Here is a 15,753-nt window from a genome sequence, read left to right on the forward strand (position 1 = left end):
TTGACGAGAAAAGTTGTTAGAACAAGCTCTTCTTCATGCGGATGAAACCTCTTATCGGGTCTTAGAAAGTGATAGCCATCTGACCTACTATTGGACTTTTTTGTCAGGAAAATCAGAGAAACAAGGGATTAGGCTTTACCACCATGATCAGTGTCGAAGTGGTTCAGTAGTACAAGAATTCCTAGGAGATTATTCTGGCTATGTGCATTGTGACATGTTGCGGCAGTAACTTAGGACTTTAGTCCTCTAGTTCTGCCTATGCGATAGCAGTCCAAGGTTTAGGAGAAAGGCGATGCTAAGCTTGGTAAACTGCGAACCGCTAGAAGCTTATCGTCAACTGGAAGAAGCTGAACTTGTTGGATGTTGGGCGCATGTGAGAAGGAAGTTTTTTGAATCCACCCCCAAACTAGCAGGCACTCGTAAACAAAGAGGTTTTAGAGGCTTGTTTACCATGGACTAAAGTTGTACAAGAAAAGTGCAAATAAGAAATCTCCAGATTAGGAACTATCCGTGAGTTCTCTAGTCTGGAGATTTTTCAATATACTTCGTTATTGGGCGGTTACTACGTTACTTACGTTACACTACAGTTGACAAAGAGCCATTTAAAAAGCGAACAATTCTAAAATTGTTCGCTTTTCATCTAAACATCCCTTGTACTCGATTCCTAAAATAATCAGCAGAATTAATAGGGCTCATTTTTAAAATACAGAAGAATGTATATCAGCTTGACTAAACTTTTATTTTAGTCTTCTTTTTTCTTTCTAAACGCAAATCCGAGTCCACTTAGCATACCAAGAAGTCCTAGAGAAGCAAGAGTCGCATTTGATTCTGTTCCTGTATTTGGCAATACATTATGTGATTTACTTGGCTGTTCCGTAGAGACTGTTAGCTTAGCTGGTGTTGTTACATTAGGAACTTCCACAGCTGCTTTACCTGGTTCTGTAATCTTAGCATTACCTACAACCGTAGTATCTGGTAATTGATCATTTGGAACCTTAGCTGAACCATCTGCTCCAATCGTCACTTTAATTGGACGACCATCCTTACCTGGAAGTTCTACGATTGTTCCTTCTGGATAAGTTGAACCATCTGGTTTCTTAGGTGTTACTGTAACGTCACCTGTAGTAGGATCTTGTGACAACTCTACTGTTGGTGTCTTACGAGCTGGTGTTGTTACATCCACTGGTTGTGATGGTTTCTTATTCGGTTCGGTTACTTTACCTGTACCTGGAACTTTTGTCTTAGGAAGCTTGTCATTTGGCACTTCACCTGAACCATTGTCGCCAATTGTGACTGTGATTGTTGTTCCATTTTCACCTGGGATTTCTACCTTAGTTCCTGATGGGTAAGTTGTTCCATCTGGTTTCTTAGGTGTTACAATCGCATTTCCATTTGGTTGTTGAGTAATTTCAATCTTACCTGGTTTTTCAGTTTCTGGTGTTGCTGGTGTTAGCTTAGCTGGTGTTGTTACATTAGGAACTTCCACAGCTGCTTTACCTGGTTCTTTAATCTTAGCCTTACCTGACACTTTAGTATCTGGCAACTGATCATTTGGAACCTTAGCTGAACCATTGTCACCAATCGTTACTTCAATTGGACGACCATCCTTACCTGGAAGTTCTACCTTAGTTCCTTTAGGATAAGTTGAGCCATCCGGTCTCTTCGGTGTTACTGTCACATCACCTGTAGTAGGATCTTGTGACAACTCAATAGTCGCTGTCTTACGGGCTGGTGTCGTCACAGCTACTGGTTTAGATGCTTTCTTATTCGGTTCAGTGACTGTTCCTGTTCCGACTACATCTGCTTGCGGAAGCTTGTCATTTGCGACCTCTCCTGAACCATTAGCTCCAATCGTCACTTCAATTGGTGTGTTGTTCTCACCTGGAATAAGAACCTTGCTACCTGCTGGGTAAGTTGAGCCATCTGCCTTCTTAGGAGTCACTACTGCATCACCATTTGGCTTACGTGTAATCTCAATCTTACTTGGCTGTTCCGTAGAGACTGTTAGCTTAGCTGGTGTATCTACTTTAGGAACTTCCACAGCTGCTTTACCAGGTTCTTTAATCTTAGCCTTACCTGACACTTTAGTATCTGGCAACTGATCATTTGGAACCTTAGCTGAACCATTGTCACCAATCGTTACTTCAATTGGACGACCATCCTTACCTGGAAGTTCTACCTTAGTTCCTTTAGGATAAGTTGAGCCATCCGGTCTCTTCGGTGTTACTGTCACATCACCTGTAGTAGGATCTTGTGACAACTCAATAGTCGCTGTCTTACGGGCTGGTGTCGTCACAGCTACTGGTTTAGATGCTTTCTTATTCGGTTCAGTGACTGTTCCTGTTCCGACTACATCTGCTTGCGGAAGCTTGTCATTTGCGACCTCTCCTGAACCATTAGCTCCAATCGTCACTTCAATTGGTGTGTTGTTCTCACCTGGAATAAGAACCTTGCTACCTGCTGGGTAAGTTGAGCCATCTGCCTTCTTAGGAGTCACTACTGCATCACCATTTGGCTTACGTGTAATCTCAATCTTACTTGGCTGTTCCGTAGAGACTGTTAGCTTAGCTGGTGTATCTACTTTAGGAACTTCTACAGCTGCTTTACCAGGTTCTTTAATCTTAGCCTTACCTGACACTTTAGTATCTGGTAATTGATCATTTGGAACCTTAGCTGAACCATTGTCACCAATCGTTACTTCAATTGGACGACCATCCTTACCTGGAAGTTCTACCTTAGTTCCTTTAGGATAAGTTGAGCCATCCGGTCTCTTAGGTGTTACTGTCACATCACCTGTAGTAGGATCTTGTGACAACTCAATAGTCGCTGTCTTACGGGCTGGTGTCGTCACAGCTACTGGTTGTGATGCTTTCTTATTCGGTTCAGTGACTGTTCCTGTTCCGACTACATCTGCTTGCGGAAGTTTGTCATTTGCGACCTCTCCTGAACCATTAGCTCCAATCGTCACTTCAATTGGTGTGTTGTTCTCACCTGGAATAAGAACCTTGCTACCTGCTGGGTAAGTTGAGCCATCTGCCTTCTTAGGAGTCACTACTGCATCACCATTTGGCTTACGTGTAATCTCAATCTTACTTGGCTGTTCCGTAGAGACTGTTAGCTTAGCTGGTGTATCTACTTTAGGAACTTCTACAGCTGCTTTACCAGGTTCTTTAATCTTAGCCTTACCTGACCTTTAGTATCTGGTAATTGATCATTTGGAACCTTAGCTGAACCATTGTCACCAATCGTTACTTCAATTGGACGACCATCCTTACCTGGAAGTTCTACCTTAGTTCCTTTAGGATAAGTTGAGCCATCCATCTCTTAGGTGTTACTGTCACATCACCTGTAGTAGGATCTTGTGACAACTCAATAGTCGCTGTCTTACGGGCTGGTGTCGTCACAGCTACTGGTTGTGATGCTTTCTTATTCGGTTCAGTGACTGTTCCTGTTCCGACTACATCTGCTTGCGGAAGTTTGTCATTTGCGACCTCTCCTGAACCATTAGCTCCAATCGTCACTTCAATTGGTGTGTTGTTCTCACCTGGAATAAGAACCTTGCTACCTGCTGGGTAAGTTGAGCCATCTGCCTTCTTAGGAGTCACTACTGCATCACCATTTGGCTTACGTGTAATCTCAATCTTACTTGGCTGTTCCGTAGAGACTGTTAGCTTAGCTGGTGTATCTACTTAGGAACTTCTACAGCTGCTTTACCAGGTTCTTTAATCTTAGCCTTACCTGACACTTTAGTATCTGGCAACTGATCATTTGGAACCTTAGCTGAACCATTGTCACCAATCGTTACTTCAATTGGACGACCATCCTTACCTGGAAGTTCTACCTTAGTTCCTTTAGGATAAGTTGAGCCATCCTTACTGTCACATCACCTGTAGTAGGATCTTGTGACAACTCAATAGTCGCTGTCTTACGGGCTGGTGTCGTCACAGCTACTGGTTGTGATGCTTTCTTATTCGGTTCAGTGACTGTTCCTGTTCCGACTACATCTGCTTGCGGAAGTTTGTCATTTGCGACCTCTCCTGAACCATTAGCTCCAATCGTCACTTCAATTGGTGTGTTGTTCTCACCTGGAATAAGAACCTTGCTACCTGCTGGGTAAGTTGAGCCATCTGCCTTCTTAGGAGTCACTACTGCATCACCATTTGGCTTACGTGTAATCTCAATCTTACTTGGCTGTTCCGTAGAGACTGTTAGCTTAGCTGGTGTATCTACTTTAGGAACTTCTACAGCTGCTTTACCAGGTTCTTTAATCTTAGCCTTACCTGACACTTTAGTATCTGGTAATTGATCATTTGGAACCTTAGCTGAACCATTGTCACCAATCGTTACTTCAATTGGACGACCATCCTTACCTGGAAGTTCTACCTTAGTTCCTTTAGGATAAGTTGAGCCATCCTATTCTCTTAGGTGTTACTGTCACATCACCTGTAGTAGGATCTTGTGACAACTCAATAGTCGCTGTCTTACGGGCTGGTGTCGTCACAGCTACTGGTTGTGATGCTTTCTTATTCGGTTCAGTGACTGTTCCTGTTCCGACTACATCTGCTTGCGGAAGTTTGTCATTTGCGACCTCTCCTGAACCATTAGCTCCAATCGTCACTTCAATTGGTGTGTTGTTCTCACCTGGAATAAGAACCTTGCTACCTGCTGGGTAAGTTGAGCCATCTGCCTTCTTAGGAGTCACTACTGCATCACCATTTGGCTTACGTGTAATCTCAATCTTACTTGGCTGTTCCGTAGAGACTGTTAGCTTAGCTGGTGTATCTACTTTAGGAACTTCTACAGCTGCTTTACCAGGTTCTTTAATCTTAGCCTTACCTGACACTTTAGTATCTGGTAATTGATCATTTGGAACCTTAGCTGAACCATTGTCACCAATCGTTACTTCAATTGGACGACCATCCTTACCTGGAAGTTCTACCTTAGTTCCTTTAGGATAAGTTGAGCCATCCATCTCTTAGGTGTTACTGTCACATCACCTGTAGTAGGATCTTGTGACAACTCAATAGTCGCTGTCTTACGGGCTGGTGTCGTCACAGCTACTGGTTGTGATGCTTTCTTATTCGGTTCAGTGACTGTTCCTGTTCCGACTACATCTGCTTGCGGAAGTTTGTCATTTGCGACCTCTCCTGAACCATTAGCTCCAATCGTCACTTCAATTGGTGTGTTGTTCTCACCTGGAATAAGAACCTTGCTACCTGCTGGGTAAGTTGAGCCATCTGCCTTCTTAGGAGTCACTACTGCATCACCATTTGGCTTACGTGTAATCTCAATCTTACTTGGCTGTTCCGTAGAGACTGTTAGCTTAGCTGGTGTATCTACTTTAGGAACTTCTACAGCTGCTTTACCAGGTTCTTTAATCTTAGCCTTACCTGACACTTTAGTATCTGGTAATTGATCATTTGGAACCTTAGCTGAACCATTGTCACCAATCGTTACTTCAATTGGACGACCATCCTTACCTGGAAGTTCTACCTTAGTTCCTTTAGGATAAGTTGAGCCATCCGGTCTCTTAGGTGTTACTGTCACATCACCTGTAGTAGGATCTTGTGACAACTCAATAGTCGCTGTCTTACGGGCTGGTGTCGTCACAGCTACTGGTTGTGATGCTTTCTTATTCGGTTCAGTGACTGTTCCTGTTCCGACTACATCTGCTTGCGGAAGTTTGTCATTTGCGACCTCTCTGAACCATTAGCTCCAATCGTCACTTCAATTGGTGTGTTGTTCTCACCTGGAATAAGAACCTTGCTACCTGCTGGGTAAGTTGAGCCATCTGCCTTCTTAGGAGTCACTACTGCATCACCATTTGGCTTACGTGTAATCTCAATCTTACTTGGCTGTTCCGTAGAGACTGTTAGCTTAGCTGGTGTATCTACTTTAGGAACTTCCACAGCTGCTTTACCAGGTTCTTTAATCTTAGCCTTACCTGACACTTTAGTATCTGGCAACTGATCATTTGGAACCTTAGCTGAACCATTGTCACCAATCGTTACTTCAATTGGACGACCATCCTTACCTGGAAGTTCTACCTTAGTTCCTTTAGGATAAGTTGAGCCATCCCATTTCTTCGGTGTTACTGTCACATCACCTGTAGTAGGATCTTGTGACAACTCAATAGTCGCTGTCTTACGGGCTGGTGTCGTCACAGCTACTGGTTTAGATGCTTTCTTATTCGGTTCAGTGACTGTTCCTGTTCCGACTACATCTGCTTGCGGAAGCTTGTCATTTGCGACCTCTCCTGAACCATTAGCTCCAATCGTCACTTCAATTGGTGTGTTGTTCTCACCTGGAATAAGAACCTTGCTACCTGCTGGGTAAGTTGAGCCATCTGCCTTCTTAGGAGTCACTACTGCATCACCATTTGGCTTACGTGTAATCTCAATCTTACTTGGCTGTTCCGTAGAGACTGTTAGCTTAGCTGGTGTATCTACTTTAGGAACTTCTACAGCTGCTTTACCAGGTTCTTTAATCTTAGCCTTACCTGACACTTTAGTATCTGGTAATTGATCATTTGGAACCTTAGCTGAACCATTGTCACCAATCGTTACTTCAATTGGACGACCATCCTTACCTGGAAGTTCTACCTTAGTTCCTTTAGGATAAGTTGAGCCATCCGGTCTCTTAGGTGTTACTGTCACATCACCTGTAGTAGGATCTTGTGACAACTCAATAGTCGCTGTCTTACGGGCTGGTGTCGTCACAGCTACTGGTTGTGATGCTTTCTTATTCGGTTCAGTGACTGTTCCTGTTCCGACTACATCTGCTTGCGGAAGTTTGTCATTTGCGACCTCTCCTGAACCATTAGCTCCAATCGTCACTTCAATTGGTGTGTTGTTCTCACCTGGAATAAGAACCTTGCTACCTGCTGGGTAAGTTGAGCCATCTGCCTTCTTAGGAGTCACTACTGCATCACCATTTGGCTTACGTGTAATCTCAATTTCCGCTGGTGTTTCAGTTGTTGATGTTGCTGGTGTTACTTCAAATGAAAAAGTTTGATCTGGAGCAGCATTATTAGCACGATCTTTTGCTTTGAAAAGGATTGTGTTCTTCCCAATATCGTCTTTAGTAGTTTTGATAGTAAACTTCACTATTTTTTCATTTTCAGTATTTTTTTCGAAAGTACGTGTCACATTCCCACTTAACAAACGAGATATATATTTATCAGCAAAATCTTTAAAGTCAATATCAACAAACTGATCATCTGTCGCTGTAACTGTAAACGTTACCTCTTGACCTTCTGTTACCGTTTGGCTTGCTGGTGTGATGGTCAAGGTTGGAGCTTGTGTGTCTGGTGCTTCTGTCGGTGTTACAGCCTCACTTCGTTCTGAAGTCACTGTTCCACCATTGTTAACAATGGTTTCAGCAGTAATAGGAGAACCAGGTAAAGCGTCTTTGACAGTAACCACTGCGGTTTTACCTTTTGTTATACCTTCTCCGATAACTTTATCTCCATCGTAAAGTTTCACTATCGAGCCATCCGGCACTCCCTCTCCTACATTCACTGTAAGTTTTTGTCCAGTGAGACCTTTCTTGTTTGCAAAGTCTGAAATAGTCGGTTTTTTAGGTTTAACTGTAAGCTTAACAGTTCCGTCTGAACCAGAGTTGGCATCTTCTGATGATGAACCATCCCCATATCTGGCAATTACTTTATAAGTAAAGACTCCAGCTTGAGCTGTACTTGGTTTACGTCACTTTCCCAGCTCCAAGTCATTCCTCCTGGGAACTCTCCGCCATTTTTTCGAGTGACATAGCCATCACCTACAGGATTATTGGTATCTTTAAGATTATCTCCCACCGTTTTGGTATGTGAACTACCTTGGATAGGGTAGGTTTCTGCGTCTGTTCTGCTGACCAAGCGTGTCCCCGCCGCTGCATATACATATGCCGCTTTCGCATTGAAAGCAATCCCAGAACTAGTCGTAACAGCCATTGATCCAGCATTTCTTGCTTGCTCCTCAGTGACATTATCTCTCAATCGTAATTTAACATGATACTTGTAGGCATACTCTTCACCATGCGAAATGCTTAACAAATGTGAATAGGAAAGTGCTGGGTAGTTGTTCCCTTGTTTAATAATAGAGTTCAATTCAGGATTATTCTCTAAGTTTTTCAACATTTCCTGACGTTGATTATCTCTAGTCGGACCTACCGTCAACTGATAGTGAGAATAGCTTACATTCCAAGCTTTTGTACCACCGTCGTCCTCATATTTCCCATTGTTTAAAGGAACACGGTAAGTCTCACCGTTTTTAACGAAAGCAGAAGGATTATGAGAGAGTAACGATTCCCCAGGTGTATTCTTTTTATACCGTTCATAGTAAGCTTCGTAAATTGGACCTTTAGGGTACTGATTATTAGAATACAAAAGGTCACGTGGGGGATAGAACCAGAACGCTTGTCTAGTCTTACCTGGAAGCGCATGTCCATTATTTTGGAAATACACATCATAAGTAAGGAACTTTTGCCCGTTTTCCACACTGTATCTAGATCTCATAAAGGTCTTTTCAATCGTACGTGATTTATTATCAACTGTTGTACCACCGACAGACCTCTCTTCGGATATATATCCTTTAGGACGCAAAAGAGCACCTTCTACATCTGTATTATCTGCGGCGGAACGCGCAGACAAATCCCTCCTAGATCTTCTAGATCTCTTAGGTTTATCTTCTGGCACAGATGCAGAAGCAGCCCTGTCTGAACCCTCCTCCTTATGGTCGCTCCTTTCAGCAGAAGAACTCTTATCCGCTAATTCACTTCCCTGCGGCTGACTTTCTTCTTTAGAAGAACTTGATAAGACTGCCAAGTCCTTTTCCAAGTCCTCAGCAAGACTGTCAAGTTCCCCTTGACCTGCATCAGCACGGGCTAATAATTCTTTCCCTTTTTGAAGTCGCTCCTTAATAGGACTTACAACTGAAGAATCGTGCTTCGAGTCGGTAGAAAGAAGAGCACTTACCTCTTCCACTAGCTTGCTCAAACGGCTGCTATCAACTGTAGCAGCTTTCTCTTCAGCAGGTTGAGCTTCTTTATTTGCTGAAGGCTCACTGGCTACTTCGGCTTGATTTTCATCCCTTGCCTGCCCTGCTTCAGACGACTGCTCCCCATCTTTCGGGCTAGCTAGACCAGTAGTCGATGACGACGTGTTTTGGCTTGGGCTATCTGCACTCACGACATTGGCCCCCATAAACATAAGAGCCGCAACCGCAACAGAAGCTGCACCAAAGCTATATTTACGAATAGAGAAGCGCAAGACTTTTTCGCGTTGATGGCGCTTTACCCTACTGAGTGAATTCGATTTATCTTCCATGTTACCTCCTTAAGAAGACTAATGATATAATAAAAAATAAGTTTCCCAACTCCCACTCCTTCAGAGAGTGAAGCTAGAAACAGCACCGTGATTCTTACTAGTGAGTAAATGATAGGAGATGATACTAGGTCACCCTTAAGCCTCAAGTAACTATAATATCACAGCTATCACAGCTATCACAGCTATCACAGCTATCACAGCTATCACAGCTATCACAGCTATCACAGCTATCACAGCTATCACAGCTATCACAGCTACATTATACCACTTTGATAAAATTAGTCAACACTTATCCTGACACTTTTATCATTTTTTTCATCGCTGAATCTCACTAACAGTTCTATAAGGAAGTTAGCCACCCAGCCCTCCTAAAAATGAGATGTTTTAGAAGTAGAGGTGTCCTATTCTCGTTTCAATCTACTATAGCTTATGACGAGCCCTTCCTTTACCAGACAGATCTATAGCGAAAGGAAATAAAAACGCAACAGATTGATTAGGAAATGCAAAGCAATTTCTAAAACTGTTTTAGCAGTCGCTATCTACTTTCCTAGATTCCAGCTACTCTATCTTTGACACCGACTCATCTACTCTTGCCCCTATTTTTAAGCACAATAAAAGCCAGTAGACTCGAGTTCCTACTGACTTTCCTTCTCCGTGGTTTGGACTAGGCAGCCAAAACGTTGCGTCCTTTACGACGACGAGCTGCCAATACGCGACGACCATTTTTAGTTGACATACGGTTACGGAATCCGTGTTTGCGCGCACGACGAAGTTTACTTGGTTGATAAGTACGTTTCACGATGAATACCTCCTCATAGATTTTGTATTCGTTTAGCTTACTATAAAGTGATCAGTTACTAAACATACTTTACCATTCTATCTGATTCTGTCACTTTTGTCAATAGCTCTAGGCAATTGTTTCCAGCTTTTTCTCATGTAAGCCCTATCTGCGATACTGTTTTAAGAAACGAGTCATCTTTTCTTGGATTTGGGCTAGTTCCTCGACACGAGGAAGGTAAACGATACGGAAGTGGTCTGGTTCCTGCCAGTTAAAACCGCGACCATGAACCAAGAGCACCTTTTCCTGCTTCAAGAAATCAAGGACAAACTGCTCATCATCATCGATACGGTACATATTGCGGTCGATTTTGGGGAAGATATAGAGACCCGCCTTGGGTTTAACGGCAGATAAACCTGGAATATCCTGAATGGCATGGTAGATGAAGTTTCTTTGCTCATAAATCCGTCCACCAGGAAGGAGTAATTCATCGACTGACTGGTGACCACCCAAGGAGGTTTGGACGACTTGTTGGGCCAAAACGTTAGAGCAAAGGCGCATATTGGACAGCATATTGAGCCCTTCGATATAGCCCTTAACATGAGTCTTAGGGCCAGACAGGACCATCCAACCCACACGGAAACCAGCGATACGATGCGATTTTGACAGACCATTCATGCTGACACAGAAGAGATCCGGTGCCAGACTCGCCACAGGCGTATGCACATGCCCATCCATGACCATGCGATCATGATCTCGTCCGCAAAGATGATCAAGTCGTTTTGACGGGCAATCTCAATAATCTCCAGCAAGAGTTCCTTCGGATAAAGGGCTCCAGTTGGGTTGTTTGGATTGATAAGGACGATTGCCTTGGTATTGGAAGTGATTTTTGACTTGATATCCGCAATATCAGGGTACCATTCTGCAGCTTCATCACAGATATAGTGAACGGCATTTCCTCCAGCTAGGCTGACAGCCGCCGTCCAGAGAGGATAGTCTGGCATTGGCACCAAGACCTCGTCTCCATTGTCCAAAAGCCCCTGCATGGACATGACAATCAGCTCACTGACACCATTTCCAAGGTAAATATCATCAATATCTACGTTTGGGAATTTCTTCAGTTGGCAGTACTGCATGATGGCCTTACGGGCTGAGAAAATCCCTTTGGAATCAGAATATCCTTCACTATCACGCGCATTCATAATCAAGTCATGGATGACCTCGTCTGGCGCTGTAAAGCCAAATTCTGCTGGATTTCCTGTGTTCAGACGCAAAATCTTTTCTCCATTTGCTCGCATCCGCATGGCTTCTTCCAAAACCGGACCACGGATATCATAAGCAACATGCTCTAACTTACTAGACTTGTTATATTCTTTCATCTTGTTTCCTCCATTCATCAGACTAGTAACATTATACCACTAGAAAGAGAATGCGACAAGTTTACTGGAAGCTGTTACTAAAATCCTACAGAAGAAAAACCTCGCTAAAAGCGAGGAAATAGAGGAGAGTTTAAAGAGAATAACTATCCACCATAATTTCTCATAGTAGAAAATAAGGTATAGGCTGCAGATGCATATAATCTCCCATCTGGAGATAATACGTCACTATCAAGAATAGCTTTTAACTGTTTGATAAATCGTTTATCACAATCAATATTCCAATATCCATTATCTCTATAACAAATATCGTGATCTTTACATGCCCAGTCTAAAATATCAATTGCATTCCCATTTCTATCATCCATTGTATGACCTGGACCACACCAATTACCATAAGTAGGAATCAAACCTCTTCTTATTCTTTTTATTACTTTATTATGAGATAGCTTCTGATTTTTATAACTTATAGCGAGTTCATTCACCATTTCTGCAAGAGTTATTGTTTCTTTATTTTCATTCTGTTCTTCCATAATATCCGTCCGAATAAAAGGAATATTCGATTCATCTAATTCAGTGTATTTTTTCAAAATAGTAATTGATTGATCTATATTATTGGAATTTTCCTGAGCTACAACAGGAATAACCATTCCAAAAGTAAACAATACAAACATCATTGTAATTATATATTTAGAACATCTCATATCAACACCTCAACTAATTTCTACATACCAAAAGATAAACCTAGAAAAAGCAAGCCTAAAAAGGAGTCATAGAGAAGATTAAACATGAGGAAAAGCCCCCATATCATCAAGTAACCCCAACGCCCACTTCTTTTAGCGACTAGGAATAATACCAAATGGTAGAGTACATGAAAGACTAAAAAGCCAATAAAACCTGGATAGAGAAGCGGAATCAACTTCTCTAATTGCCAGATCATGATCACTTCTACCAAGACTGAAACTAAGATGATTCCATAATAAAGGAAATTTATTTTTTTTGATTCTTGAAAAGAGTTTTTCATAACCACTCCTCTCCAATCTATTCTATCTTCACTCTCACTCTTTTTTATATATTTTAACATATATACATACATATGTCAAGCGCTAACATTTTTTGAAAAATACTTTTTTTGCTTTACTTCTATAGTGAAAAGGTTTACAATTGTAGTAAGAAAATTTCAGGAGGTTTCATTATGACACAACGTTACCAAAATATCATGGTCGCAATCGATGGTTCTAAGGAAGCAGACTTGGCTTTTGTCAAGGGAGTTCATTCTGCTCTACGAAACGACGCTAAACTCACCATCGCCCATGTCATTGACACACGCGCTCTCCAAAGCGTATCCACCTTTGATGCTGAAGTTTACGAACAACTCCAAGTCGACGCTGAAAGTCTGATGAAAGAGTACGAAAAACGTGCTAAAGATGCTGGTGTGGCCGATGTTCATATCGTCATTGAAATGGGAAATCCAAAGACCCTACTGGCACGTACTATTCCCGATGCTGAGGAAGTGGACCTCATCCTCCTTGGCGCAACCGGTCTCAACGCCTTTGAACGCCTCTTAGTCGGCTCTTCATCTGAATACATCCTCCGCCATGCTAAGGTCGATTTGCTGGTTGTGAGAGAACAAGAAAAAACCTTATAATCACAAAGAAAAGGAGCTCAGCGCTCCTTTTTGTTTACTATTTATACTCTTCGAAAATCTCTTCAAACCACGTCAACTTCCATCTGCAACCTCAAAAACATGTTTAGCTGACTTCGTCAGTTCTATCCACAACCTCAAAACAGTGTTTTGAGCAACCTGCGGCTAGCTTCCTAGTTTGCTCTTTGATTTTCATTGAGTATTATTTCTCTCTTTATGACGCTCATAAGCCTTGAGCTGGCGCTGCAGTTCCTTTTTAATAGCAGGTTCTGGAGCATATTTTTCTTCCCAATCATCTGGTTTTAAGATTTTGTGGGTCACTGGATCAAAATGAGCCTTGCCATCTGGAAAAATTTTCCCCATATTAGCCTGATGGACAATGTCAAAAATACGTTCTGGGTCCACCCCCATCAAGACAAAACTACCGTAGGTAAAGTAAAGCGTGTCAATCAAGGCATCCACTTGCCCTATCAAATCTTGCTGGGCAGGCGTCTTCTTGGCTACTTTATCTGCCGCCTTATCAAGAGTCTGATGAAGTTGCGATAGAGCTTGACCAAAGTCCTCTTCAGAAGGACTGGCTGCTCGAACAAACTCCACCAATTCTTCTATTTTAAAGCCAGCCCTATGGGTTGCACCTTCTAAATCCCAAGCTCGAGGTTCTTCTTGGGTTCGTTCATCCATCATGTGGTGGAAGGTCTTGACCTTATTGAAATGATAGTCACGGCTGACAAAGACTTTTTCTGAAGCCAAAACACCAAAATGTTCCAAGGCCTTGTGGATTCCGTCTTGCTGATTGCTGGTGGTAATGTGCTTGGCAACTTCCTTGACACTGCTACTACCATTTCCCATAGCAACCGACATCCCAACACCTGCCAGCATTTCTAGATCGTTATCTGAGTCACCAAAGGCCATGACTTGATTGAGGTCAAAGCCATATTCTTTCCCGACTAGTCGAATGCCTTCCAATTTAGAGTTTCCTTGATTGATGACATCCGCAGCAAAAGGATTGCTACGTGTCAATTTCAAGTCTTCAAAATCAGCTGCCGCCTTCTCAGATTCTTCTGGCGTCATCAGCATCAAAACTTGGTAGATAGGCTGATTCATCAGGTGAAGCAGGTCTTCTTCCTTTTGAGGAACAACCTTGCTGACCATGCGATTAAAAGACTGACTCACTGTTCGGGTTAAAACAGAGGGAACGAAGCGACTGATTCGTTGGGAAAAAGAACCCAAACCAAAAGACATGATTTTGGAACCCAACATGGCATCCTTGGTCCCTAGGGCAATCTCCTTACCCTCTTTTTTAGCATAGCTAATTAGATGGCGCAAGTGCAACTTGGAAATAGGGCTCGTGAACAAGACTCTGTCTTTAGTAAAGATGTACTGGCCATTATAGGTTACCGCAAAATCCAGGTCCAAATCGTCCATCAATTCCTTAACAAAAAAAGGTCCTCGCCCTGTCGCTACACCGACAAGCACCCCTTGTTCTTTAACAATCTTAATCGCGTCCCTAGTGGATTTCAAAACACTCTTGCGATTGTTGACTAGTGTTCCATCGATATCAAAAAAAACAGCTTTGACTTCCATCCTATCCCAATCTCCCCTTTTGTGATACAATGATTATACCACATTTCAGAAAGAGTAAGTAAATCATGCCTAAGAAAATCCTTGTTTTACATACAGGTGGGACTATTTCCATGCAGGCCGATGCTTCTGGCGCTGTTGTGACGAGTTCAGATAATCCTATGAATCATGTGTCCAACCCACTTGAAGGAATCCAAGTTCATGCCTTGGACTTTTTTAACCTGCCAAGCCCCCATATCAAACCCAAACATATGCTGGCTCTCTACCAAAAAATCAAAGAGGAAGCAGATAACTACGATGGGGTGGTGATCACACACGGAACCGATACTTTAGAGGAAACAGCCTATTTCCTCGATACCATGAAAATTCCCCACATGCCCATCGTTCTAACAGGAGCCATGCGCAGCTCCAATGAGCTCGGTAGTGATGGTGTTTATAACTATCTGAGTGCTTTGCGAGTGGCCAGCGATGACAGGGCTGCTGACAAAGGAGTTTTGGTCGTTATGAACGATGAAATCCACGCTGCCAAGTATGTCACCAAAACACATACGACTAATGTCAGCACCTTCCAGACCCCAACACATGGTCCCCTCGGTCTCATCATGAAACAGGAAATCCTCTACTTTAAAACAGCTGAACCTCGTGTTCGCTTTGATCTTGATTACATACAAGGCTTGGTGCCTATCATCTCGGCTTATGCTGGTATGACAGATGAGCTGATTGATATGCTGGATTTGGAACAATTGGACGGTTTGATTATCCAAGCCTTCGGAGCTGGTAATATTCCCAAAGAAACGGCTCAAAAATTAGAAAACCTTCTGCAAAAAGGAATCCCAGTCGCCCTGGTTTCACGATGCTTTAACGGTATCGCTGAGCCTGTTTATGCCTACCAGGGTGGGGGCGTGCAATTACAAAAATCTGGTGTCTTCTTTATTAAAGAACTCAACGCCCAAAAAGCCCGCTTGAAACTCCTCATTGCCCTCAATGCTTAGGACTAACAGGGCAAGATTTGAAAGACTATATGGAAGGCTAAGACTCTTGAAAAATCTCT

General features: G+C 42.6%; 13 protein-coding genes and 4 pseudogenes. 3 read left to right on the forward strand and 14 right to left on the reverse strand.

Annotation, left to right across the window (positions count from 1 at the left end; translation table 11 throughout):
• The first annotated feature begins 13 nt into the window (after window positions 1-13).
• Window positions 14-460 (forward strand): annotated as a pseudogene (locus tag QMQ21_RS10470) (IS66 family transposase).
• 282 nt (window positions 461-742) lie between these two features.
• Here the strand turns inward: QMQ21_RS10470 and QMQ21_RS10475 are convergent.
• From QMQ21_RS10475 to QMQ21_RS10535, 13 genes and pseudogenes are all read right to left on the reverse strand, one after another.
• Entirely contained in the window at window positions 743-3,052 is a 2,310-nt protein-coding gene (locus QMQ21_RS10475; protein ID WP_425604005.1) for an LPXTG cell wall anchor domain-containing protein, read from the reverse strand.
• Between the two features lie 95 nt (window positions 3,053-3,147).
• Window positions 3,148-3,321: a hypothetical protein gene (locus tag QMQ21_RS10480; protein WP_261814406.1), complete on the reverse strand. Its 174-nt coding sequence runs from the start codon at window positions 3,319-3,321 to the stop codon at window positions 3,148-3,150.
• Complete coding sequence (locus QMQ21_RS10485) at window positions 3,285-3,641, reverse strand: hypothetical protein (protein ID WP_345774410.1); 357 nt, start codon at window positions 3,639-3,641, stop codon at window positions 3,285-3,287. Before QMQ21_RS10485 ends, QMQ21_RS10480 begins: the two co-directional genes overlap by 37 nt.
• A gap of 44 nt (window positions 3,642-3,685) precedes the next feature.
• Window positions 3,686-3,814 (reverse strand): annotated as a pseudogene (locus QMQ21_RS10490) (hypothetical protein); the annotation flags it as partial.
• Window positions 3,815-3,837: 23 nt separating this feature from the next.
• The gene (locus QMQ21_RS10495; RefSeq protein WP_261814481.1) at window positions 3,838-4,353 is read right to left on the reverse strand and encodes a hypothetical protein; all 516 of its coding nucleotides are present in this window, start codon (window positions 4,351-4,353) and stop codon (window positions 3,838-3,840) included.
• A gap of 40 nt (window positions 4,354-4,393) precedes the next feature.
• Entirely contained in the window at window positions 4,394-4,972 is a 579-nt protein-coding gene (locus tag QMQ21_RS10500; RefSeq protein ID WP_261814407.1) for a hypothetical protein, read from the reverse strand.
• Window positions 4,936-5,610, reverse strand: a complete 675-nt coding sequence (locus tag QMQ21_RS10505; protein WP_261814408.1) for a hypothetical protein — start codon at window positions 5,608-5,610, stop codon at window positions 4,936-4,938. The genes QMQ21_RS10500 and QMQ21_RS10505 overlap by 37 nt, the downstream gene beginning before the upstream one ends.
• 53 nt (window positions 5,611-5,663) lie before the next feature.
• Entirely contained in the window at window positions 5,664-7,502 is a 1,839-nt protein-coding gene (locus QMQ21_RS10510) for a hypothetical protein (protein WP_261814409.1), read from the reverse strand.
• 158 nt (window positions 7,503-7,660) lie between these two features.
• The gene (locus QMQ21_RS10515) at window positions 7,661-9,322 is read right to left on the reverse strand and encodes a YSIRK-type signal peptide-containing protein (protein ID WP_261814410.1); all 1,662 of its coding nucleotides are present in this window, start codon (window positions 9,320-9,322) and stop codon (window positions 7,661-7,663) included.
• A 664-nt stretch (window positions 9,323-9,986) separates the two neighbouring features.
• Entirely contained in the window at window positions 9,987-10,121 is a 135-nt protein-coding gene (gene rpmH / locus QMQ21_RS10520) for a 50S ribosomal protein L34 (RefSeq protein WP_000831907.1), read from the reverse strand.
• 144 nt (window positions 10,122-10,265) lie between these two features.
• Window positions 10,266-11,479: pseudogene (locus tag QMQ21_RS10525) on the reverse strand (pyridoxal phosphate-dependent aminotransferase).
• Window positions 11,480-11,622: 143 nt separating this feature from the next.
• A complete protein-coding gene (locus tag QMQ21_RS10530; RefSeq protein ID WP_001203814.1) occupies window positions 11,623-12,180 on the reverse strand; it encodes a phospholipase A2 family protein in 558 nt (185 codons plus the stop codon).
• 20 nt (window positions 12,181-12,200) lie between these two features.
• Window positions 12,201-12,500 (reverse strand): hypothetical protein, encoded by a 300-nt coding sequence (locus QMQ21_RS10535; protein WP_138699480.1) that lies wholly within the window; start codon window positions 12,498-12,500, stop codon window positions 12,201-12,203.
• A gap of 171 nt (window positions 12,501-12,671) precedes the next feature.
• On the opposite strand from QMQ21_RS10535, the gene QMQ21_RS10540 reads away from it, so the two are divergent.
• Window positions 12,672-13,124, forward strand: a complete 453-nt coding sequence (locus tag QMQ21_RS10540) for a universal stress protein (RefSeq protein ID WP_000194272.1) — start codon at window positions 12,672-12,674, stop codon at window positions 13,122-13,124.
• 189 nt (window positions 13,125-13,313) lie between these two features.
• Here the strand turns inward: QMQ21_RS10540 and QMQ21_RS10545 are convergent, their stop codons facing one another.
• On the reverse strand, window positions 13,314-14,705 hold the full coding sequence (locus QMQ21_RS10545) for a Cof-type HAD-IIB family hydrolase (RefSeq protein ID WP_166735940.1): 1,392 nt from the start codon (window positions 14,703-14,705) through the stop codon (window positions 13,314-13,316).
• Window positions 14,706-14,770: 65 nt separating this feature from the next.
• On the opposite strand from QMQ21_RS10545, the pseudogene QMQ21_RS10550 reads away from it, so the two are divergent.
• A pseudogene (locus tag QMQ21_RS10550) lies at window positions 14,771-15,735 on the forward strand (asparaginase).
• The last annotated feature ends 18 nt before the right edge of the window (window positions 15,736-15,753 follow it).

Source organism: Streptococcus bouchesdurhonensis (assembly GCF_948472335.1).

What these genes read in the sequence shown, in the direction of transcription:
- QMQ21_RS10480 (WP_261814406.1), bottom strand. Translation starts at nt 3,321, where the DNA reads ATGGATGGCTCAACTTATCCTAAAGGAACTAAGGTAGAACTTCCAGGT.
- QMQ21_RS10500 (WP_261814407.1), bottom strand. Translation starts at nt 4,972, where the DNA reads ATGGATGGCTCAACTTATCCTAAAGGAACTAAGGTAGAACTTCCAGGT.
- QMQ21_RS10515 (WP_261814410.1), bottom strand. Translation starts at nt 9,322, where the DNA reads ATGGAAGATAAATCGAATTCACTCAGTAGGGTAAAGCGCCATCAACGC.
- QMQ21_RS10530 (WP_001203814.1), bottom strand. Translation starts at nt 12,180, where the DNA reads ATGAGATGTTCTAAATATATAATTACAATGATGTTTGTATTGTTTACT.
- QMQ21_RS10535 (WP_138699480.1), bottom strand. Translation starts at nt 12,500, where the DNA reads ATGAAAAACTCTTTTCAAGAATCAAAAAAAATAAATTTCCTTTATTAT.
- QMQ21_RS10540 (WP_000194272.1), top strand. Translation starts at nt 12,672, where the DNA reads ATGACACAACGTTACCAAAATATCATGGTCGCAATCGATGGTTCTAAG.
- QMQ21_RS10545 (WP_166735940.1), bottom strand. Translation starts at nt 14,705, where the DNA reads ATGGAAGTCAAAGCTGTTTTTTTTGATATCGATGGAACACTAGTCAAC.